Annotated in this window: 20 protein-coding genes; 6 read left to right on the forward strand and 14 right to left on the reverse strand. The window is 50.6% G+C overall.

What is annotated here, in order from left to right:
- Positions 1-646: 646 nt before the first annotated feature.
- Positions 647-1,396, reverse strand: coding sequence for a 2,3-diphosphoglycerate-dependent phosphoglycerate mutase (gpmA, locus tag FCN15_RS17720; protein ID WP_138496309.1), 750 nt, complete (start codon positions 1,394-1,396; stop codon positions 647-649).
- Positions 1,397-1,606: 210 nt separating this feature from the next.
- Here gpmA and FCN15_RS17725 point away from each other — a divergent pair, with 210 nt between their 5' ends.
- On the forward strand, positions 1,607-2,281 hold the full coding sequence (locus FCN15_RS17725) for a tetratricopeptide repeat protein (RefSeq protein WP_138496310.1): 675 nt from the start codon (positions 1,607-1,609) through the stop codon (positions 2,279-2,281).
- Between the two features lie 72 nt (positions 2,282-2,353).
- On the opposite strand, the gene FCN15_RS17730 is transcribed toward FCN15_RS17725, so the two are convergent.
- Positions 2,354-2,803: a GNAT family N-acetyltransferase gene (locus FCN15_RS17730; protein WP_238996739.1), complete on the reverse strand. Its 450-nt coding sequence runs from the start codon at positions 2,801-2,803 to the stop codon at positions 2,354-2,356.
- Positions 2,804-2,876: 73 nt separating this feature from the next.
- Positions 2,877-3,551 carry a ribose 5-phosphate isomerase A gene (gene rpiA / locus FCN15_RS17735; protein WP_138496311.1) on the reverse strand — a complete coding sequence of 225 codons (675 nt, stop codon included), beginning with the start codon at positions 3,549-3,551 and terminating at the stop codon, positions 2,877-2,879.
- A 94-nt stretch (positions 3,552-3,645) separates the two neighbouring features.
- Between rpiA and FCN15_RS17740 the strand changes: the two genes are divergently transcribed.
- Entirely contained in the window at positions 3,646-3,846 is a 201-nt protein-coding gene (locus tag FCN15_RS17740; RefSeq protein ID WP_138496312.1) for a hypothetical protein, read from the forward strand.
- A 121-nt stretch (positions 3,847-3,967) separates the two neighbouring features.
- On the opposite strand, the gene FCN15_RS17745 is transcribed toward FCN15_RS17740, so the two are convergent.
- From FCN15_RS17745 to FCN15_RS17755, 3 genes are all read right to left on the reverse strand, one after another.
- On the reverse strand, positions 3,968-5,215 hold the full coding sequence (locus FCN15_RS17745; RefSeq protein WP_138496313.1) for a bacillibactin exporter BcbE: 1,248 nt from the start codon (positions 5,213-5,215) through the stop codon (positions 3,968-3,970).
- Positions 5,216-5,299: 84 nt separating this feature from the next.
- Complete coding sequence (gene helD, locus FCN15_RS17750; RefSeq protein ID WP_238996740.1) at positions 5,300-7,660, reverse strand: RNA polymerase recycling motor HelD; 2,361 nt, start codon at positions 7,658-7,660, stop codon at positions 5,300-5,302.
- A 210-nt stretch (positions 7,661-7,870) separates the two neighbouring features.
- Positions 7,871-8,893 (reverse strand): FUSC family protein, encoded by a 1,023-nt coding sequence (locus FCN15_RS17755; protein WP_138496315.1) that lies wholly within the window; start codon positions 8,891-8,893, stop codon positions 7,871-7,873.
- 163 nt (positions 8,894-9,056) lie between these two features.
- Here FCN15_RS17755 and FCN15_RS17760 point away from each other — a divergent pair, with 163 nt between their 5' ends.
- A complete protein-coding gene (locus tag FCN15_RS17760; RefSeq protein WP_138496316.1) occupies positions 9,057-9,653 on the forward strand; it encodes a hypothetical protein in 597 nt (198 codons plus the stop codon).
- 70 nt (positions 9,654-9,723) lie between these two features.
- On the opposite strand, the gene FCN15_RS17765 is transcribed toward FCN15_RS17760, so the two are convergent.
- Entirely contained in the window at positions 9,724-11,277 is a 1,554-nt protein-coding gene (locus FCN15_RS17765; protein ID WP_138496317.1) for a gluconokinase, read from the reverse strand.
- A 159-nt stretch (positions 11,278-11,436) separates the two neighbouring features.
- Positions 11,437-12,528, reverse strand: coding sequence for an AI-2E family transporter (locus FCN15_RS17770; RefSeq protein ID WP_138496318.1), 1,092 nt, complete (start codon positions 12,526-12,528; stop codon positions 11,437-11,439).
- A gap of 458 nt (positions 12,529-12,986) precedes the next feature.
- Between FCN15_RS17770 and FCN15_RS17775 the strand changes: the two genes are divergently transcribed.
- Positions 12,987-14,066, forward strand: coding sequence for a bifunctional 3-deoxy-7-phosphoheptulonate synthase/chorismate mutase (locus FCN15_RS17775; RefSeq protein WP_138496319.1), 1,080 nt, complete (start codon positions 12,987-12,989; stop codon positions 14,064-14,066).
- A 129-nt stretch (positions 14,067-14,195) separates the two neighbouring features.
- Here the strand turns inward: FCN15_RS17775 and FCN15_RS17780 are convergent, their stop codons facing one another.
- The 6 genes from FCN15_RS17780 to FCN15_RS17805 all read right to left on the reverse strand — a co-directional run bounded on the left by FCN15_RS17780 (position 14,196) and on the right by FCN15_RS17805 (position 19,015).
- On the reverse strand, positions 14,196-15,065 hold the full coding sequence (locus FCN15_RS17780) for an aminoglycoside 6-adenylyltransferase (RefSeq protein WP_138496320.1): 870 nt from the start codon (positions 15,063-15,065) through the stop codon (positions 14,196-14,198).
- A 71-nt stretch (positions 15,066-15,136) separates the two neighbouring features.
- Positions 15,137-16,216 carry a lactonase family protein gene (locus FCN15_RS17785; protein ID WP_138496321.1) on the reverse strand — a complete coding sequence of 360 codons (1,080 nt, stop codon included), beginning with the start codon at positions 16,214-16,216 and terminating at the stop codon, positions 15,137-15,139.
- Positions 16,217-16,316: 100 nt separating this feature from the next.
- Positions 16,317-17,321 carry a Gfo/Idh/MocA family protein gene (locus tag FCN15_RS17790; protein WP_338044386.1) on the reverse strand — a complete coding sequence of 335 codons (1,005 nt, stop codon included), beginning with the start codon at positions 17,319-17,321 and terminating at the stop codon, positions 16,317-16,319.
- A 97-nt stretch (positions 17,322-17,418) separates the two neighbouring features.
- The gene (locus FCN15_RS17795; protein ID WP_138496323.1) at positions 17,419-18,282 is read right to left on the reverse strand and encodes a DUF817 domain-containing protein; all 864 of its coding nucleotides are present in this window, start codon (positions 18,280-18,282) and stop codon (positions 17,419-17,421) included.
- Between the two features lie 27 nt (positions 18,283-18,309).
- Complete coding sequence (locus tag FCN15_RS17800) at positions 18,310-18,525, reverse strand: helix-turn-helix domain-containing protein (RefSeq protein ID WP_138496324.1); 216 nt, start codon at positions 18,523-18,525, stop codon at positions 18,310-18,312.
- 10 nt (positions 18,526-18,535) lie between these two features.
- Positions 18,536-19,015: a DUF2975 domain-containing protein gene (locus tag FCN15_RS17805; protein WP_138496325.1), complete on the reverse strand. Its 480-nt coding sequence runs from the start codon at positions 19,013-19,015 to the stop codon at positions 18,536-18,538.
- 230 nt (positions 19,016-19,245) lie between these two features.
- On the opposite strand from FCN15_RS17805, the gene FCN15_RS17810 reads away from it, so the two are divergent.
- Complete coding sequence (locus FCN15_RS17810; protein ID WP_138496326.1) at positions 19,246-19,809, forward strand: PadR family transcriptional regulator; 564 nt, start codon at positions 19,246-19,248, stop codon at positions 19,807-19,809.
- Positions 19,802-20,794, forward strand: a complete 993-nt coding sequence (locus FCN15_RS17815; RefSeq protein ID WP_138496327.1) for a BtrH N-terminal domain-containing protein — start codon at positions 19,802-19,804, stop codon at positions 20,792-20,794. The genes FCN15_RS17810 and FCN15_RS17815 overlap by 8 nt, the downstream gene beginning before the upstream one ends.
- The last annotated feature ends 42 nt before the right edge of the window (positions 20,795-20,836 follow it).

The raw sequence follows: 20,836 nt of genomic DNA on the forward strand, positions 1-20,836 counted from the left end.
CCAGCGTTCGTCCTGAGCCAGGATCAAACTCTCCATAAAAGTAAAGTTTGTAGCTCATTTTGAATCTGACGAGTTGTTACTCGTTGTTTATTTCTCACTCGTTGTTCAGTTTTCAAAGATCAAACTTAATTTTGCTCTTCTGCTTTTGTTCTTCACCGCGTTTCAGCGGCGACTTAATTAATATAACATGAATCGTTCATCAGAAGCAAGTTGTAAGTTTTTCCAGCCAGCTTTCTTGACGCTTTACAATATGGTTTCACCCAATATCGCTTCATTCAATATAGCGTTAATCAACTTTTTTTAATGGCCGGACTATTAATTTACTCTCTATATAACTTTTCTGCAAGCTGTAATATTTTCCATTTGGCTCGGTTTTGATGCTCCATGAAGCGATGACTCCAAGCAACCGCAGCACCTCCACAGCCGCCGGCTGAGCAGCACTTCTGTCTCCATCGGCAATTGTGAGGGCAATCCCGATTCCCCGCGCAGGAAGGAAAGCTTCATATAGAAGACGATAAAAGCGGGGAGCTGTGGACGATTGAAGACGTTAGAAGGATGACGGCTGCATGGCAATGTGTCTTTTTCGAAAAAAAAAGCCCTTAAGCGAATAGACCTGTCGGATACATTCACGTAAGAGCCGGGAAGCTTATTCCATAATTTTGCCGGGATCGGCCACCTTGCGTATTTTCTGAACGGTGCGTTCCTTGCTGCCGAGGTAATATTTTTCGATTGGCGAAAGGTCTTCGTCCAGCTTGTAGACAAGCGGCGTTCCCGTCGGAATATTCAAATCCAGAATTTCTTTGTTGCCGATGTTCTCCAGATATTTAATCAGTGCCCGGAGACTGTTGCCGTGGGCAGTAATAATGACTTTCTTGCCGTTCTTGATCTGCGGGGCAATCTCGCGGTGCCAGTAATCCTCAACCCGGACAACGGTTTCCTTCAGACTCTCGGTAAGAGGAATGTATTTATCGTCCACATCTTTGTACCGGATGTCATTGCGCGAATACCGTTCATCGTCTTTGGTTAAGGAAGGCGGGAGCACATCATAGCTTCTGCGCCACAGCATGACCTGATCCTCCCCGTATTTGACAGCCGTATCCGCTTTGCTGAGTCCCTGCAGTGCGCCGTAGTGGCGTTCGTTGAGCTGCCAGGTTTTTTGAACTGGAATCCAGAGCAAATCCATTTCCTCCAGCGCAAAAAATAAGGTTTTGATCGCTCTCTTCAAGTAGGAGGTATAAGCAACATCAAAGGTCAGCTGCTCACGCTGCATCAGCTTGCCAGCTTCATGCGCTTCATGAATTCCTTTGTCCGAAAGATCTACATCCGTCCAGCCTGTAAACAAATTCTTCTGGTTATACACGCTCTCACCATGTCTAAGCAGTACCAACGTATACATGTGTTTAGGGAGCACTCCTTTCCTGTTTTATCTTCCGCTATGCGGGTGTCCGGTATTCAGTCAAACGGCAAATCAACTCATTTTTCTGCTGGATCACCTCTACCTATTACCCGTTTCCGTCACTGCTGCTTCCCCCCGAGGAAAAACCGGCAGGGTGAAGAACTATGGTATAATAACGGTAAATGTCCCCATTTGGAGGAACGGTGCCGTATGACTAAATTTTTTATTTTTCTGATCCTGCTTCGGCTGGTTGGCAATCCCATTCTTGCGATATTGATCTTTCTAATCCTTGTATATGTGCTGGACCGCCGCTACGTCGGAATGCTCCCGAGCCTTACCAAGCCGTTCAAGCGGCGGCGGAGTATTGCTAAGCTCCGTCTGCAAATCGCTGCCAGTCCCTATGATGTGTCCTCCAAACGCGAGCTGGCCCGGCTCCTGATTGAGCGCAGGCAGTATGGCGAGGCCAGTCGTCTGTTGGAAGAGAGCTTGTCATTCTCGGAGGAATCGGCGGAATTTTGGGCGGATTACGGGCAGGCTGCAATCGGACTTGGACGGCTTGAGGAGGGCGAGCAGCGGATACTTAAAGCCTTTGAGCTGAATGAACGTGTCCAGTACGGTCAGCCTTATTTGAAGCTGGCGGAGGCCTACAGAAGCGTTAGTCCGGCTAAAGCGCTCCAATATGCCGAGCATTTCCGGCAGATTCAGTCCTCCTCCATCGAAGCTTATTATCTGCTTGGCAGGCTGTATCAGTCGTTAGGCAGAAAGGACGAGGCCCGCGCCGCTTATGAGGAAGCACTGCTCATTTACAGGCAGCTTCCGAAGTACAAGAAACGGCAGGAGCGCGGAGATGCGCTGCGCAGCTACTTGAAGAAAATGTTTCTTTAATCAGGATTATATTTAAAAGAAAAAAGGCAGTACCATAAGTCTTAAAGACTTGGTACTGCCTTTCTAATCTGCTTAAAATTCATCTTCGCTCTCCACTGCGTGATAGACGCAGAGGAAACGTTCCCCGCCGGCTTGATCGACGCCCTTACTGGTCACCGTGAAACCGATATTCCGGTAGAAATCAGCTGCCTCTTCATCCACTTCTGCAGAAATGGTATCCGGCGACTGTTCCATCAAAGCTTCCAGAATAAGGCCGCGGCCAAAGCCTTGATTGCGCAATTCCGGATAAACACAAATATGATGAATGGTCATCGTGCCTGCTGACATATCCATCTGAAACCCGATCAGCCCAATCGTTTCTCCTTCTTCCTGATACAAGTGGAGCAGATACTGGGCTTGTTCAGGGCCGTACAGTTCTTTGGCGGCCGCCAAAGCCTCCTCGTCCTCATGTACAGCCAAAGCGAGCAGCTCGTTTACCTCGGAACCCTCAAGTTGAAGTCCTTGCTTGGCATCAATCAGCAAAAACAATCCCTCCTGTTTTTAACTGTAAAGGCATGCTGCAAAACGGCTGTTTCAGCAGCCTTCGCCCCTGCGGTTACTTTGTGCGTACAGACACCGTTCCATCTTCGTTGCCCAGAACAACCGTCTTGGCAATTCCCACAAACAAACCGTGGTCTACAACACCGGTAGTGGCTTTAAGTTCATCAGCCAGCTTCCCGGTCTCTTCTATTCTACCAAAAGCGGCGTCAATTATATAATTGCCGTTATCCGTAATGTAGATACTTCCTTCATTCTGGCGGAAATCCATCGGAACTTCATAACGTCTGCGCAGGAGATCCAGCGTCCATTCGCTCGCAAACGGCACGACCTCGATAGGCAGCTTGAAGGTTCCTAGCACGTTCACATCCTTGCTGGAATCGGCAACGACAATCAGTTTATCACTTTTGAGTGCAACCATCTTCTCGCGCAGCAGAGCACCGCCGCCGCCTTTGATCAGATCCATTTGCGGATTCACCTCATCGGCTCCATCAATGGTTAAATCAATATGAGGAATGTCTGCAGCTTCGTACAAAGGAATGTTTAATTCCTTCGCCAGCTTCTCCGAAGCCTTTGAGGTCGCAATCGCCCGAATCTCAAGCCCCTCCTGCTTCACTCGCTCTCCGATCCGCTGGATCGCCCAGTAAGCGGTAGAGCCTGTTCCGAGTCCAACCGTCATCCCCGGTTCCACCCATTCAACTGCGCGGTAACCCGCCGCTTGTTTTCCATTCATAACTAAACCCTCCGCTTGCACTGCAGGACAAATGTTGATTTTTCCCGCTGCTTGTTATAATAATTTCATGACATTAAATTACTTGAGGTGAACGATGAGAACTGAACAGCAGATCAAATCCAAAATGAATGAACTTACGGTGCAGAAGAAACGCCTTGCAGACCGGATTGCCGGCCTTCAGCCCGGCCAGGAGCACCAGCGTGCCGCCCTGTCCCAGCAGCTCGAACGGCTGGACGATATGATCCTGATGCTGGAATGGGTTCTGAACGCACCGACCGGAAGTTACCATATGTAGCTTGGTCCTCTATAAACTTGCCTGTATTATCATACCAAATGCCGGGCAGGCGCAAAACTCTTTTTTTGCCTGGACAAGAAAAACAGCTGCCTGATTCCAGTGACAGCTGTTTCGCTTGAAGTTAACCGGAAGGAGCGGGCCGCGGAACGGTCCTTCCGTCCTCTTTTTGCTCAGGATTGGGTCTTACAGCAAACAAAATAAGCACAACAGCAATGAGGGATATGCCTGCTATCACAAAAAACATCACCCGGTGGCTGGTGTTGATGAGCAGCGAAACAGCCGGAGGACCAAGCGACACCCCGATAAACCGCATGCTGTTATACAGCGAAGTCACTGTACCTCTGATCTCCTGCTTGATGCCTTCCGTAATCAGCGAATCCGCGCACGGGAGCACGACTCCAATTCCCGAACCGCAGATAACCAGACACCCAATGACAAAATATATATTGTTAAACAGGCCGATTCCGAACAAAGAACCTGTGGACAAGACCATGCCGATGACCCCTGTCCATTTCATGGCCGTTTTGTTCCTGCCGATTTTTTTCCCGGTGATATAGGAAGATAAGCAAAGCACCGCCAGCGGTATAGCAAGCACAAGCCCTTTAATAACGCCGTGCAGGCCATGCTTCACCTCAAGCTGCTCGGACAAATAAGACAAGACGCCGAACAGCAGAAACATGCAAATCCCGCCAATGGCAAATATGGAGTAGAGCCACCGCCCTTCCTGTTTCAGGACATCTTTGACAGCATGAAGCGTCTCCGCCAGCTTCTCCGGCTTCTCCTCCTTATCCGGTGATTTAACTAGGAATAGAACTAAAAGCAGGGCAGCAAGGCACAGTACCGGAATGGATACAAACGGCAGATACCAGATAACCATGCCCAGCGCGGCGCCAAGAATCGGACTGAGAACCTTACCGAAGGTATTCGACGTTTCAATAAGCCCGAGCCCTTTGCTGACCTGCTTCTCATCATCAAACAAATCCCCCACAAAAGGGATGACAATCGGAAAAGCCCCTGCCGCACCGATTCCCTGAATAAAACGTCCCGCCAAAATAATCCAGTAGACCAGATTGCCGCCGCCCTCGCCAAACCAGGCCGCAGCGCCGCAGACGGCGCCTCCGGCTCCAGTCACGATGAGACTGGGCACGATCACCTTTTTCCGTCCTATACGGTCCGAAAGATACCCTGCAATCGGGATCAGCACAATCGCGACGACCCCATATACAGTAATCAGCATACTGGACTGCAGGGAGCTGATGCCGAGCTCCTGGGATATTTCCGGAAGAATCGGGATCAGCATGGAATTACCGAGCGTCATAATGAGCGGGATCGAAGCCAGCGCGAACAAAGCCCCTTTTTTGTTGCCCATTAGATTGACCACCTTTCACTGTATGACGAACACAACGGTGATAGTGTGGGTTGCTCCGGTTCCTTTTATCCCATCCAAAAAAGGCTAAATCAGGCTGCTGTCCAGCTCGATTCTTCGGTAATCCGCAGGGCTGGCTTCTTCAACAAAAGCCGAAGGCTGCCCTAAACAGTAAAGATGCAGCAAATGCATCGCTCTGGTGCACGCTGTGTAAAACAGCTTGCGCTCCGACTCCCGCCCGTAGCGATTCGCGGACGCATCGTAAATGAGCACCGCGTCGAACTCTACGCCTTTTGCCAAATAAGCCGGAATGACGTGAATCCCCTTCTCAAAAGAAAGCGTCGTTTTCTTGATCAGCTTAAGCTCATGAAGGTCCTTTAGCTGCTCGTAAGCTTCCCGGCTCTCTTCCGCCGTTTTGCAGATGACCGCAATCGTTTCGTACTTCTGCGCTTTCAGCTCGCCAAGATCCGCCGACAGCGCTGCAATCAGCTGGTCTCTGCTGTCCGTAAGCCGGACCTCCGGCAGCTCACCCTCCCGGTTAAACGGAACGATCTGATCTCCCCCGGAAATCATCTGGCGGGTGAACTCCACAATTTGGCGCGTTGAACGGTAGCTTTGGGTCAGTGTAATCTGTTCGGTTTCTTCACTTCCATACAGCTGCGTAAGCGCTGAGGTCTGCTGCAGAATAGAGGCATGGGCGTAAATCGCCTGATTCAGATCCCCCAGCGCTGTCATGCGCGCACGCGGGAATAATCTCTTCAGGAAGAAGAGCTGAAACGGTGAATAATCCTGGGCCTCGTCAATAAAGACATGCCGGATATTGCCATTCGAGCGAAAACCGAGCAGCTGCTCCCGCAGGAATAAATAAGGAGTAGCGTCCTCGTAGGCAAGCTCGCCCCTGGATAGTCCGTCAAGGGTAAAGGAGCAAATATCTTCCCACGCAAGCGGAAGATCCCCGCCGCTCGCCTCCATCATCACATCCTTGTCCGCAAACAGCTGTCCGTACAGCCCTCTCACATCCACAAACCGGAGCGCCTTCACCCATTTGCGCAGCGGCTTTAACCGCTCGCTGACCACCATGCGTGCCAGAATCCGCTTCTCATCTTCAAAATCGCTGAAGGAACGGTTATTCTTCCGGTTCTGCCGCCGCATGCGCTGATAGGCAATCTGATAATCCTCGCTGTCCAGCAGCTGCATTTGCTCCTCGACCCAAGGGGCGTCAATTTCGCGCTTACTGAAATCGGCCAGCTCCTTCAGGAGCCATTCGCGCAGCAGATCACAGCGGTTGGCCAGCGTAATGGATGGATCAAATGCGTAGAACCGCTGGTGGATCTCCTCTTTGCCAATAATCTCCCTGCCCTGAAAGCGAAGCGGCCTAAACAGCATGCCGCCCTTCTCCAGCATTCTGCGGTATTCATTCATTGCCTGCAGATAGAGAGAAGAGGACTTGTAACGGATGCCTTCAATCCGGGCGTCATACCCGGGTTTGCTGCTGTCGCCTGACAGCACGTATTCCATCTGTCCAAACGGGTCCTCCAGCTGGAACTCGCGGCCTATCCGGCGCTCGAGATACTCCTGGAAGGTCGTTTGGAGCATATTTTCCTCGCCAAGCTCGGGCAGAACGGTTGATACATAGCTGTTAAACATCGGGTTGGGGGAGAACAGAATCACCTGATCCGCCTGGAGATGCTCACGGTATTTGTACAGCAGATAAGCAACTCTCTGCAGAGCTGCCGACGTCTTCCCGCTGCCTGCCGCCCCCTGCACAATCAGCATCCGGCTCCGGTCATTGCGGATAATGCGGTTCTGCTCTTTCTGGATCGTCGCGACAATACTCTTCATTTGGGCATCCGAGCTTCGTCCCAGCACCTCCTGCAGCAGCTCGTCGCCGATGGTGACCCCGGTGTCAAACATCAGTCTGATCCGGGCGTCCCGGATTACGTACTGGCGTTTCAGCAGCATTTCTCCATCTATCTTTCCTACCGGCGTTTTATAGGAGGCCGGGCCAGGCATGCTGTCATAATAAAGGTTGGAGATCGGTGCGCGCCAATCATAAACTAGAAAGGACTGGTCATCTTTATCCAGCAGAGAGGCAATCCCCAAATAAATCTGTTCAGCCTGCTCGCCCTCTTCGGCAAAATCAATTCTTCCAAAGTAAGGAGTCTGACGCAGCCGTTTCATCTTGGAAAGCGCCGCGAAGGAGTGCTTGTGGCTTCTTTCCCGCTCGGACAGCACTTCGGACTGCTGCCGCAGACTGGTCGAAGTTTCCCCTACATCATCCGCTTCACTAAAGTTGATGGTGACGTCCTCCCAGAAATCCCGGCGCATCTCCACTACGTCAGTACGAACGCTGCCCACTTCTCTTTCCAGAGTTTTTATGCGTTTATCGACAACCTCTACTACATAATCAACCCTGTCTTGTTCTTCCTTCCAAGATTGTTCGTTCATACTCAAGCAACTCATCTCCTCTTATCACAAAGCTACCTGTTGACAAATCACAATTTATATGCTAAAATTCTAGTAGAACGATTTTGTGATTAATCTCATTTTTGGTCTATTCTTTATTTTATCAGTTTACGGCATCATTATCAATTCCATTCTTTATTTCTAAATTTTAAAGTCCCGCCATTGGCGGGACTTTTTTGCTTCTCATTCGACCTATGCATCCGCATGTTCCGGAGAATGTCCGGCAAGCCGGTTCAACCGGTCCAGCTGATGTCCGTAGTCGTAAATGGCGGAGGATACAATGGACAGCCGCAGGGAGCTTTTTTCCCCTTCCTTGTACTGATGGAGAATCCCCCTTAGGAACTCATCATTGTCCTGCTGGAGCGCTTCTGAATCTATGGAGCCCGGTTTGAGCTTATGATCGAATTTAAGCATGATCTGTTCATGAAATTTAATCAGCTTCTCGATCTGCTGGTCAAAGGTGCGGTCTATTTCCTCTGTCCGGCCGGCCTGAAAATAATGCTCCTCAATCGCCTCAATGACTTCATAGCCCTTTCTGAGCGTATTCAGCATCTGCTTGTACACGACGAGCTGCCGGCTTACGCCGAACTTCGGCGTCTTCAGCTTCTTCTGGTCCTCCTCCATCAGCTTGTATTTGTCGCTAATTGAGCTGATATCGTTCTCCAGTGCACGCTGCTCCTCTTTAAAAATCGTTTCCTTCATCTCATCCGACACAGCGGTCCGCATCAGAAGCGACAAACGCTCAAAGGTCCGTCTAACCTGCTCCACAAACTGAACCTTCGGTTTCGGAGGGAAGATCAAAATATTGATTAAGAATGCGGAGATGATGCCGATCAAGCTCATCACAAACCGTGTTACTGCAAAATTCCATTGTCCGGACGCCTCCATCACCGCCACCACCGTCACAAGCGTCAGACCGATGGTATCTCCCATTTTCAGCTTAAGACAGATCATGATGACAAGGATGCAGACAATCCCGATCGCAAACGGCTCCGAGGAGAATACCATCCCCGCCAGCATAGCCAGCACCGCCCCGAGCGTATTGGTCTGCAGCTGGTCCATCAAATACCTCCATGAACGGTAAATGGAAGGCTGCATCGCAAAGATCGCTGCTACGGCTGCTATGACCGGCGAACCCATCTTCAGCCATATGGCCGCATATAAGGCAAGCGTAACCGCCAACCCTGTTTTGAACATTCTGGCGCCAAAATTCAAGCGTTAACCCTCCTGAGCAGCTTATTATTCTAAGATTCCCATTATCCCGCATCAGCGGTAAAGCAAATTTTATTAAAAATTAAGGTTATTTCAGGTAAATAAACCGATTTTTTGTAAACAATAAGAAAGAAGCAGTACAACATCAACTAGAAGGTGAGACAAAATGACGAAAATGAAATCAAGTACCATCACTGCCGGAGTGTTGGGCGCGGCGCTCCTAAGCTGCCTCCTGCCCGCTTCTCAAGCCGCATATGGCAAAGAAGTCGACTCCAACTCCACTGCCCTGCTGAGCACAAGCGCCGGCGAAAGCAGCAGCACAAGCACTGCAGCCGTTCCGGATGCAGGTTCCAACCCATCTGGCCAGACGCCGGAGCGTAACCACCATCCTAGAAGACATTTCTTCGGCGGCTACGCCATAAAGACAACGGCGGATATGCTTGGCATGGACAAGACCCAGCTGATTCAGGAGCTGAAAGCCGGACGTACGCTGATGCAAATCGTGAAAGAGAAAAAAGGCTGGTCGGAAAGCGAATATATCAGCAAACTGACCGACGCCTCTTCCAAGAAAATAGATCAGGCCGTTAAAGACGGCAAGCTTGATGCCGACCGGGCAGCGAAGCTGAAGGCGGCTTTTCCGGCAAAATTCAAAGAGGTCGTTAACCGCAACTGGACCCAGGAGCTGGACAAGCATGATTCCAAAACCGGCGGGCAGGACGGGATCTTCCGCCAGCACGAAGCAAAGCTTCAGGAATCAAATTAGAAATCAGGGAGCTGCTGTTCAGGCAGCTCCTTATTCTTTTTAATGCAGCCGCATTTCCGGGTATGTTCCGCTACTGCTTTGGCAGAAAGCTGCCGCTGCGCTGAAACTCCGCCATAATGGAGAACTCTGATTTTAATTTGCTGTAAAGCCGTTCGTACATGTCAAACAGCTGCAAGTAAACCTCGCTGTTCTGCAGATTCGGCTCGTGCTTTTCCGAAATCCGCACCCATTCTTTAACCTCTTCCAGGCTGTCAATGTCCTTAATCGCATATAAAGCAACGGCCGCCGCACCAAGCGCAGAGGCTTCCTCTACTTCCGGCACCAGCAGCTCCTTCCCCATCACGTCGGACAGGATTTGGCGCCAAAGCGCCGATCTGGCGAAGCCGCCGGATGCAATGATGGTTGTCGCCGGGCCCGCCAAGTCCCGCAGCGCCACTCCGATCGAGAAGATGCTGAAGATGACCCCTTCTAGCACTGCCCTGATAAAATGCTCACGCTGATGTCGGAGGCTGATTCCAAAGAACAGCCCTCTTGCGTCCGGATCCCAGATGGGAGCTCTCTCACCGGTCAGAAAAGGAATAAACAGCAGTCCTTCGGCCCCTGCCGGCACCTTCTCGGCGTATTTGATCATCAGGTCATACGGGTCCATTTCCAGCCTTTTGGCCACTTCCACCTCCGGCGAACCGAACTGGTCTCTGAGCCATCTCAGCATGATCCCGCCATTGTTGGTCGGCCCGCCCACTACCCAATGCTTGTCTGTAAGAGCGTAGCAGAACGTCCGCTGCTGCGGGTCTGTCAGCGGTTTACCGCTCATCATCCGCACAGCACCGCTCGTACCGATGGTAACAGCAACCTCACCGCTGCCCATTGCCCCTACCCCCAGATTTGCCAGAACGCCGTCGCTTGCTCCAACCACAACCGGAATATCCGTGCCAAGTCCCATATGGCTCGCGAGCGTCTTGTTCATGCCTTTCATCACATAGGTGGTGGGCACCAGTTTGGGCAGGCGGGAAGGCTCCAGCTCAAGCAGCTTCAGAGCCCCCTCATCCCAATCCAGCTTCTCCAGCTCAAATAGTCCTGTAGCCGATGCCACGGAGTAATCCATGACGTATGTATCAAACAGCCGGTATATGATATATTCTTTAATCCCTGCAAACATTGCTGCTTGATTGTAGATGTCCGGGGCTTTCTCTTTCATCCAGAGCAGCTTGCACAGCGGCGACATCGGATGAATGGGAGTTCCCGTGCGCATATAGATGTCATGGCCTCCACCCTGCTTGAGCTTCTCGGCTTGTTCCGCACTCCGGTTGTCCGTCCAGACAATGGAACGGGTGAGCGGCTGGCCTTCGCCATCCAGGGCAATAAGGGAATGCATGGCCGAGCTGAATCCAATCGCTTTGATCCGGCTCACATCCGCTTTGCATTTAAAGGTTACATGTCTTACGGCATCGACCAGCCCCTGCAGGATTTCTTCCGGATCCTGTTCCGCCCAGTCGGGATGCGGCTGATAGAGCGGGTATTCGGAGCTGTGTTTGGCAATCATCCTTCCACCAGGACCAAACAGAACCGCTTTAAGGCTTGTAGTACCGATATCCAGTCCAAGCACCATATCCTGCTCTTTCATTATCTTCAGCTCCTGTATGCGTAATAAAAATTAACGTTGCTCTTATATTAACCATTCCCTTATAAAAAGAACAAAGCCGCCTATCCCGGGAAAGGCGGCCTTCATCATCGTTCATCGTTCAGCTTCATATCTAGTTCTCAGCATAGATCTCAGCTTCAATTATTCCGGAATGCCCTTGCTGCTGTCCTCATCCTTAGAGTTGACCTTCGCTGTCTTCAGACGCTTCCCCGGATCAGAGATCGGCACCTCCAGAATGTCCAGCAGGAACATGAATACAGGCACCCCGACGATAAGCCCCCACACCCCATAGAAGTGTTCGCCTACAATCAGAACCATGAAGGTATAGAAGATCGGCAGATGCGTCTTGTTGGACATGAATTTAGGGTTCAGCACATAGGACTCCAATGCATGCAGGACAACGATCATGGCCAGCACGTAAATGATTTTTACGAAACCGCCGATTTTAAAAGCAATCGCACACAGCGGAATCAATGAGACGATAACGCCCATAACCGGAATAAACCCTAGCAGCAGAATCATAATTCCCAGTGCGAGCAGGTTCGGGAAACCAAGAATCCACAGAAACAAAGTAGATAACGTAGCATTTACCAGCGCGATCAGGAACTGTACCTCGATAACCTTCCCGAAGGAGTGTACGAATTTGCTGCCGAAATACTCGAGTTCTTCAAACAGATAAGCCGCTTTGCTCTTCCGGAAATTGGCTGTAAAATGGGTAACTTTCTCTTTCTCCAGCATAAAGAACAGGCTCAGAATAAGTGCAATGAACAGATTCAGGCTCAGCTTCCCGATGTCAGACAGCGTGTGAAGCAGAAAGTTGAACCCGCCGGAAATATAACTGGCCAAATCAATATCCTTCAAGGATTCCATTACATAGTTAACGACAACGTTGTCGGGCAGATCGATGGGCGGCTTGTTGTAAAAGGATATCACCTGGCCTACCAGATCGCTTAATTCGTTACTAAATAAAGGCAAATAATTATACAAACCGCCGGCCAGCAGGGCGACCAGGACGACATAGATGATAATAACCGCCAGTCTTCGGCTCAGCCTGAACCTTTCTCCCCCCACCTTCATCACAAATCCGTGCAGGCGGTTAATCAAGTAGGTAAGAATAAACGTCAGCAGCACCATATTCAGCATGCTTTTGAATACGTATAGGGCGAGCAGCACGAAGAGCAGCGCGATGATCCGCCTAACACCCGGTATGTAGAAAAATTGTTTAAATGTCATGCCTTCGTTTACTCCTTTTAACTTCAAAATACTGTCTCTGCCTATTTTACGCATAAAAGAGGAAATGGTCTCATTTTTTTGGCAAATCCGTTCTCCCCTAATCGTTCAGGAAAAACTTGACATCACCGCGTTAACGTCCTATAATCCGAGTTAATTACCAAATACGTTGACGGAGACAAGTACCGCAAACGGCTTTCTGTACAGGGAATGAGGTGCCATAGACTGGGAGCCCTCTGGGAGAGCATTGCCGGGAATTCACTCCCGAGTAGACCTTTGAACGGGATCTCATGCTATCGAGCTCCTCATTAGAACGGTCCGGCATCACACCGTTATTCGTGGCTTGAGCGGGAAACTTCACAAGTTGTCCAACAAGGGTGGTACCACGGCACAGCCGTCCCTTGATGGGCGGCTTTTTTTATTTTCCGTAGCACAAAATTCTATTATAGAGGAGAATCAAGATGAACGAAACGCTGGAAATGCTGCGCACCCGTCTGGACGAATTGAACATGGAATTGCTGCGTCTGCTCAATGCACGAGCTGAAGTCGCCCGCTCGATCGGCGAAATCAAAGAGAAACAGGGAGTTCCTAAATTTGATCCTGTCCGCGAACGTGAAATGCTTGAAGAACTCGTTGAGCATAATCCCGGACCTTTCACCAACACCGAAATCAAACAGCTGTTTAAGGAAATTTTCAAAGCTTCTCTAAACCTCCAGGAAGAAGATCATAAGCGCCAGCTTCTGGTCAGCCGGAAGAATAAACCGGAAGATACCGTGCTGGACATCAAGGGCACTATCATCGGCGGCCCAACCCAGGTAATGGTGGCAGGACCTTGCTCCGTCGAGTCCTATGAACAGCTCCGTACAGTGGCGGCTGCCCTGAAAGAAGCAGGCATTAAAGTAATGCGCGGCGGTGCCTTCAAGCCGAGAACCTCCCCTTATGACTTTCAGGGTCTTGGAATCGAAGGCCTCAAAATGCTGAAGGAAGTCGCGGATGAATTCGGACTTTCCACCATTAGCGAAATCGTCCATCCCGCCCATATCGACATTGCGGCCGAATATATTGATGTCATCCAGATCGGCGCCCGCAACATGCAGAATTTCGAGCTGCTTAAAGAAGCCGGCCAGGCCAAAATCCCTGTTCTGCTGAAGCGCGGGATCGCCGCGACGCTTGAAGAATTTGTGCATGCTGCGGAATACATTGCCGTGAGCGGCAACTCCAACCTGATGCTGATTGAACGCGGAATCCGTACCTATGAAAAATGGACTCGCAACACGCTCGACATCTCGGCAGTTCCGATCCTGAAACAGGAAACCCATCTGCCGGTCCTGGTTGACGTTACGCATTCCACCGGGCGCAAAGACATTCTGCTTCCATGCGCCAAGGCTGCATTGGCTGCAGGTGCGGACGGCGTAATGCTGGAGGTTCACCCTGATCCGCAGACTGCACTGTCCGATGCCGCCCAGCAGCTGGAGATTCCGCAGTTTATGTCCTTCATGAACGGCGTGCGGGAATCCGGCCTGCTGAACGAACAGAAATAATTATTATAAATAACTATTATTGAAGCCGCATTAAAGCTCCAGACCGGTGTCCCCGAGAACGTCCAAGATGACGCGGGGGCGCCTTTTTTTTGAACGCTGATTTAAGACTTCTGATAATAAGACCTCTGATTAATAACGCTGCGCGTCTGGAGGCATTGCTGCTGCATGCCGCAGATAAGCGGTAACCCGGCGGTCCTCTTCTTCCTGATACGCAAACCCCATGTGCCCCGCCACCTGCCTCGCCGTCTTCCGAAAGAGCTCTGTCATGGCAAACAAGGCCCTCCAAACCTCTTCATACTGCCCGGAAGCATAGGTCGCCATCAGCTGTTCCCAGTCCGCTTCCGTTAAATAAGCCTGCAGATATTTGCTGTTCTTCCCCGTAACTGCTTTAAACTCCGTCTGAGTTCCCGCGAGCCATTCCAGCATTCTGGTCAGCATCGGCCGGACGTAAAGATTCAAATGATCCTGAGCGTAGAGCATCTCCCGCCGCCAAAGTCCTTTGGCCACATAAGCCGATACCCACCAAAATTCGTTGCAGCAGTCAGCAAACAGCTCCGCAGTTGGAGGCTGGACACGAAAGCCTTCATCCGTAGGCGGAGGAAGCGCCGGCAGAGCATTGTCTTTATCCAGCAGGATCACGGTAAGCTTATCTTCCCGTAAATACGCATCGGTCTGATTAACGGGGATCAGCGTCAAATCCAGGCGGTTTCCGTCTGCAAACAGCATCAAATACGGAAACCGTCCGCTGCGTTCACGAGAGGTAAGGTGCATGAGCTCCGGGCATTGCAGAATAATCCGCTCGCCAAAGACGTCAACCCAGGCAGGCTCCTGAATAAAAGGCTCCACCTCGGTTACCAGATAAACGACATCATAGTCCTGAAAAAGATCCCTCCGCACGTTCGGGTTTGCCCGGGACCCGTTCAGCGCCACTGCGCGGATTCTTTCGTCCTTCCGGGCTGTGCCAAGGATCAGGTCCAGCATTTCCTTCTCATCCCTCATAAGCTTCTCCTCTCCATAACAAGAAACCCGCCTTCTTCCGAAGACGGGCGGTATACTTCTTGCTGCACTTATTACAGATAGACGGGCTGCACGCAAACCGGCTTCGACAGCGAAGTCGTAACTCCAGTTGCCGCAATCTTGCCAGTTTCTTTATCAACGCGGAATACAACCAGATTGTTGCCGTCACGATTTGCCGCAATCAAGTAATCACCGCTTGGCGTCAGAGCAAAATGACGCGGATGCCCGCCTTCAGTCGAGACATAATCGACAACACTCAGTTTGCCTGTCGCAGCATCAACTGCCATAATGACAATGCTGTCATGGCCGCGGTTCGAGCCGTAAACAAACCGTCCGTCCTTCGAAACCGCGATTTCCGCCGTACCGTTTTGTCCTTCATAGCCGGCCGGTAGCGTGGATACCGCCTGGATCTCCGTCAAGCTGCCGCTGCCGGCGTCATAACGATAAGATACAATCGTGGAGTTCAATTCGTGAATGACAAATACATAAGGCTCGCTCGGATGGAAAGCAAGGTGACGCGGTCCTGCTCCCTCGGCCGTCTTGGTATCGCCGTGGAAGGTAAGTCTGCCGGTCTCCGGATCGAATTTATAAGCGCGGACCAGGTCAAGGCCGAGATCGTTCACAAACAAATATTGTCTGTCCGGGCTGAAAAATGCCGAATGCACATGGGACACCTTATCCGGAGCTTGTCCGGCCAGCGGCTCATGCTGCTTCTCGTCCGTCAGACTGCCCAGGGTACCGTCTTCGTTCAGCTTAACGGCTCCGACCTTCCCGCCGTGATAGCTGGATACAAATGCGTAATTGAACTCATCCACGCGCTGAATGTGGCAGAGGGTGTTGTCCAGGTTGATCTCCCGGTTGAGCTCAGTCAGCCTGCCTGTAGCGCCGTCGATGGAATAGGCAGCGGCTGCGCCGGCTTTTTTCCCTTCAGGAGTAACTGTTTCTGCAATGCTGTAAAGCCTTTTGTTCTTGGCATCTACGTTAAGAAAGGTCGGATTCTTAAGTCCGGCAATTTCCTGTACCGCTGTAAGCTCGCCTGAGGCTTCGTTAAATTCGTATACGTATACGCCCGGTCCTTCCGCTTCCGCATAGGAACCGATGAATAGATATAACTTCTCGCTGGATTGTGTCACAAGATGTCCTCCTCAAAATGATATGTATATGACTTTATATATATCATATCACTTCGCTTTCCTGTTAAACAAACCGAATTAAGTTTGCCTGTGTCCCATGTCAATCAAGCTCGTCCAGAGTTACTCTTCGTCTCTCGTCGGCGGACAGCCGGCAGGCATCCAGCAGAAGGAGATTGGCCAGCGCATCGGAAGCAGCAAAGTCCGGTTCGGCGCCTTCCAGCACGCACCTTCCAAAATGGTCAATTTCCAGTACATAAGCATTCAGCGGCTCCTCCCGGCTTTCGGTCTGTTCCCCTTCCCTGTACAGAGAATAGCCCGACTGCTCTTTCCCTGAAAAAGCATGGGGAACCTCGATCCGCCCCCGGCTCCCCACAATTTCCAGGCAGCGCCTTTCCTCAGACCACAGCCCGCAGTCAAACAACAAAGAAACGCCTCCCGGAAACTCCACCAGGCCGGAAGCCGCCATGTCCACCTCTCCATAGCCTTCCGAATGCACAGCATGAACGGTAACGGCTTCAGGCTCCAAACCGGTCATCCATCTCGCCGCACTGAGGGGATATTCGGCCAGGTCATATAAAGCTCCTCCGCCAAACTCACGCTGGAACCGGATATTGCTGCTTGTATGCGAGCTGCAGCAGGTGAAGCAGGCTCTGATCAGCCGAAGCTCGCCGATTTCACCCCCGCGGATCCGGTTTCTGACCTCCTTAAGCTGAGGGTGGTAACGGTACATCAGCCCCTCCGAAAAATGCATTCCCGTTGACCGGGCCGTCTCCAGTATCCGGCGCGCCTGACCGGCATTCAGGGCAGCCGGCTTCTCGCACAGCACATGCTTGCCTGCTTGCATGGCGGCTATGCTCCATTCTGCATGCAGGTGGTTGGGCAGCGGAATATAGACCGCATCCACCTCGGGATCCTGCAGCAGCTCGTTGTAGCTTCCATAGGCTTTCTCGGCGCCTGATTGCTCTGCCAGCCGTCTGCTTTTGTCCAAATTCCTGCTTGCAACAGCCGCAACAATGCCTGTCTCGGATTCTCTGACAGCCGGAATCACCGAGTCCCGGGCGACGCTTGCCGTCCCCATGATTCCCCATTTCAGCTTTGGCCTCATCATAACCCCTCTTTCTTGAGATGGATTCGGGAGCCGATAACACTTTGAATTTTCATTTATTAGGTGTTCATTTTAATAAGTGTTCATTTATTAAGCTTTAACCTTCTTGTGCTTCTTGAAACTCCTGCTGCGGATGCGGCTGCTCCTGCTCCTGCCATCTGCCCTTGACCAGCTTCAGGGATGCAACAATTAGAAAGCTGACAATTACAAGCAGCAGCCAGGAGCTTACTTTGCCAAGATGGACAAGCCGCCAGGAGACTGACTGATCCGGATATTCCCAGGCACCGAAGAAAGTAGCGACGTTCTCCGCCACCCAGATAAAGAAGCCGATTAGGACAAAAGACAGCGCAAGCGGCATCCGGTATCGTTCCCTGCCAACCTCAAACGTCACCCATGTCCGCCAGAATACGAGCAGAACAAGCCCTGACAGCCACCAGCGGATATCGATCCAGTAGTGATGAGTGAAGAAGTTCAAGTAGATCATGCTTGCAAGCGGCACTACGACCAGGAACGGCGGCCAGCAGACCAGTTCAACCTTCAGCCTCCGCCATGCCTGGCACAGGTAACTTGCGACACTCGCATACATAAATCCGCTGTACAGCGGAACGCCAAACACCTTCGAGTATCCTTCCCCGGGATATGACCATGACCCCATATGAACCTTGAATAGTTCAAGGGCAAGGCCGATTAAGTGGAACAAGGTAATGACCTTCACTTCATCCCGCGTTTCCAGGCCGGAATACAGCATCCATCCTTGCATGGCAAGGCAGATGAGCAGCAGCCAGTCATATCTGGGCAGCCAGGGCAGGCGGACAAGCTGCGTTACGGCCAGCGAAGCAAAGATAACGACCGGAAACAGGCAGGACAAGGCCTGCTGCCAGCCAAACCGGACAAGCTGCCGGAATGCGTTCTTCCTTCCTGCGCTGCCGGTTCTGCCCGGTGATAAAGCGGCTCTCTTCATCCGGCCACATCCTCCTGCTTTATCCATCTAGGAACCTTCCTCAGCTTTATACTCCAAAATATCTCCAGGCTGACAGTCCAAAGCTTTGCAAATCGCCTCCAGCGTTGAGAAGCGGATGGCTTTGGCCTTGCCATTTTTCAAGATAGACAGGTTGGCCATCGTAATCCCTACCCGCTCCGAGAGCTCCGTTACGCTCATTTTTCGTTTAGCCAGCATTACATCCACGTTCACTATGATCGCCATGTTCTTCACCTCAGACCGTCAAGTCATTTTCTGCTTTGATATCAATCGCATTCTGGAGCAGCTGTTGAAGCACAGCAGCAAAGACGGCAATAACAATGGGCGCGAATGTGAGCACCATGCCGATTACGATCACACCTGGTGCATCATCTTTGTCGCCAATAAGGTAGAAAAATGGCATGCTGGCCAGATACAAAATACTGATCGCAACCGCACAGAACTTAATCAGCCTCAAGGCTTTAACGGATAATTCCGAGAACGCTTTGTCCTTGTCAATGAAACCGAGCAGCCGAAACGCCTGATACAGGGCAATGAAGAACGGAATTACGGATACATACATGACCACCAGTATGGGATACAGCAGGTAGGCGTATTCCCAATCGCCTGCTGATATGTCCTTGGCGATCCAAGGCAGCAGGAAGATACAGCCTGCAAGAACCGGGATGGCAAGCAGAAGAACAACAGTCTTTAGAAAAAGGGTTTCTCGCTTCATAAATATCGCACCTCACTTTTATTGTGAAATTCACTATAAGTAGTGTGGAATTCATTTTAAGCTTTAATTTATCGTTTATCAATAAAAAGTTAATGATTTATAGATCATATTTTTCGCATTAAGTCCAGATAATTGAGCAGCCAGCGAGAGTCTTGATTGTCTTTATATTACACCACTGTTATAATACATAAGTGAAATATTAACCAAAATTAACTATAAGGGGTTTCTGCATGAACGAACTTTCGAATGTTGAATTTATGCTGCTGCAAATGATTGCGGAATGCAGTCAAGCGTCAGGTTACGACATTAATAAGTTAATCGATCAACGAGGTTACCGGGAATGGGCGAATATTGGCACCACTTCGATTTACGCAGGACTGAAGAAATTGAACACAAAAGGATTAATCATGTCCGAGGATTCAGGTGAGAAGTCCGGCAAGGGGCCTATGCCGACCCGATTTGTCCTATCGGAAGCCGGTATGACAGCACTGAGGAATGAAATCATCGTCAGCCTGTCTTCTTCCCGGGAACGCGATACCCGGTTCGACCTCGGGCTTGCCGCTTTATCTTTTATCGATAAAGGGACAGCAATTGATGCTTTGCGGAGAAGGCTCGATTTTCTTGAGGAGGCTTCAAAAAATATAAAGCAAAAGTACGAATCACAAGGCCACATCCGATTGCCGCTGCATGTAAGGTCACTTTTCCTTCATCCGATGAGTCTTATCGAGAGTGAGCAAGCGTTCGTTGCAAAATTAATCAGTGAATTGTTGGAGGAGACGAATAGTCATGTCTAAAATCGTTGAAGGTTTCATTCCTTATCAAGGGGAACACTGCGAGACGACAACCATGGGCAATTTACTTCAATTTGCGGGAGTTCATCTATCGGAGCCGATGCTGTTCGGTCTGGGGCAAGGGTTGGGATTTATTTATTGGGACTCGAAGGGGATGGACTTTCCTTTTATTGGCGGGAGGGTGAAGCCGGATGAACTCGCTGCCTGCCTGGCATCCCGGCTTAACTTCATCATCAAGGCGCAGGAAACCTCTTCCGTTGAAAAAGCGCGGCAGAACGTACAGAGGTTCATCGAAAACGGAACGCCCGTAGGGCTTAAGCTGGACTCCTATTACTTGGACTATTTTACGAACAAAGTACACTTTGCCGCCCACTATGCGGTACTATACGGCATGGATGACGAATACGCCTACATGGCGGATACCAGACAGCAGGGAATTCTTGCGAAGACGAGTTTGGCCCATTTGGCTATGGCCAGAAACGCAAAAGGACCGATGAGCTCCAGGAATCGTTCCTTTACGATCGAGCCGGCCGGTTCCCTTCCCCCGCTGATCCCCGCTATACAATTATCTCTAACGAAAAATGCACATGACTATTTGAATCCGCCCATTCGCAATATTGGGAATAAAGGTATTTTAAAAATGAGCAAAGAAATGCTGAACTGGCCTTCCCGCAGCAAAAATCTGGAGCATGATCTATGCCTGACTGCGCTATTAATGGAAAGAGCCGGGACCGGCGGCGCTTTGTTTCGAAATCTGTATCGGGATTTTCTAAAGGAATGCCTGGAGCTGTTTGGAGACACAAGAATGGAACAGGCCTATTTGCTGTTTACTGAGATCGCTCCAATGTGGGTTAACGTTTCTTCTTTGATCGACCTTGCGGGAAAGACGGGAAACAAGCAGGCGTTAAACGAGGCATCCAAGCTTTTGCTCGAGATTGCGGATAAAGAACGTATAGCTATGGAATTTTTATGTAATGAATCGCCCTAAAAGACGAAATAACCCATCCGCACTATTCAGCGCGAATGGGTT

It is taken from the genome of Paenibacillus pinistramenti (assembly GCF_005869875.1).
GTDB lineage: Bacteria > Bacillota > Bacilli > Paenibacillales > Paenibacillaceae > Fontibacillus > Fontibacillus pinistramenti.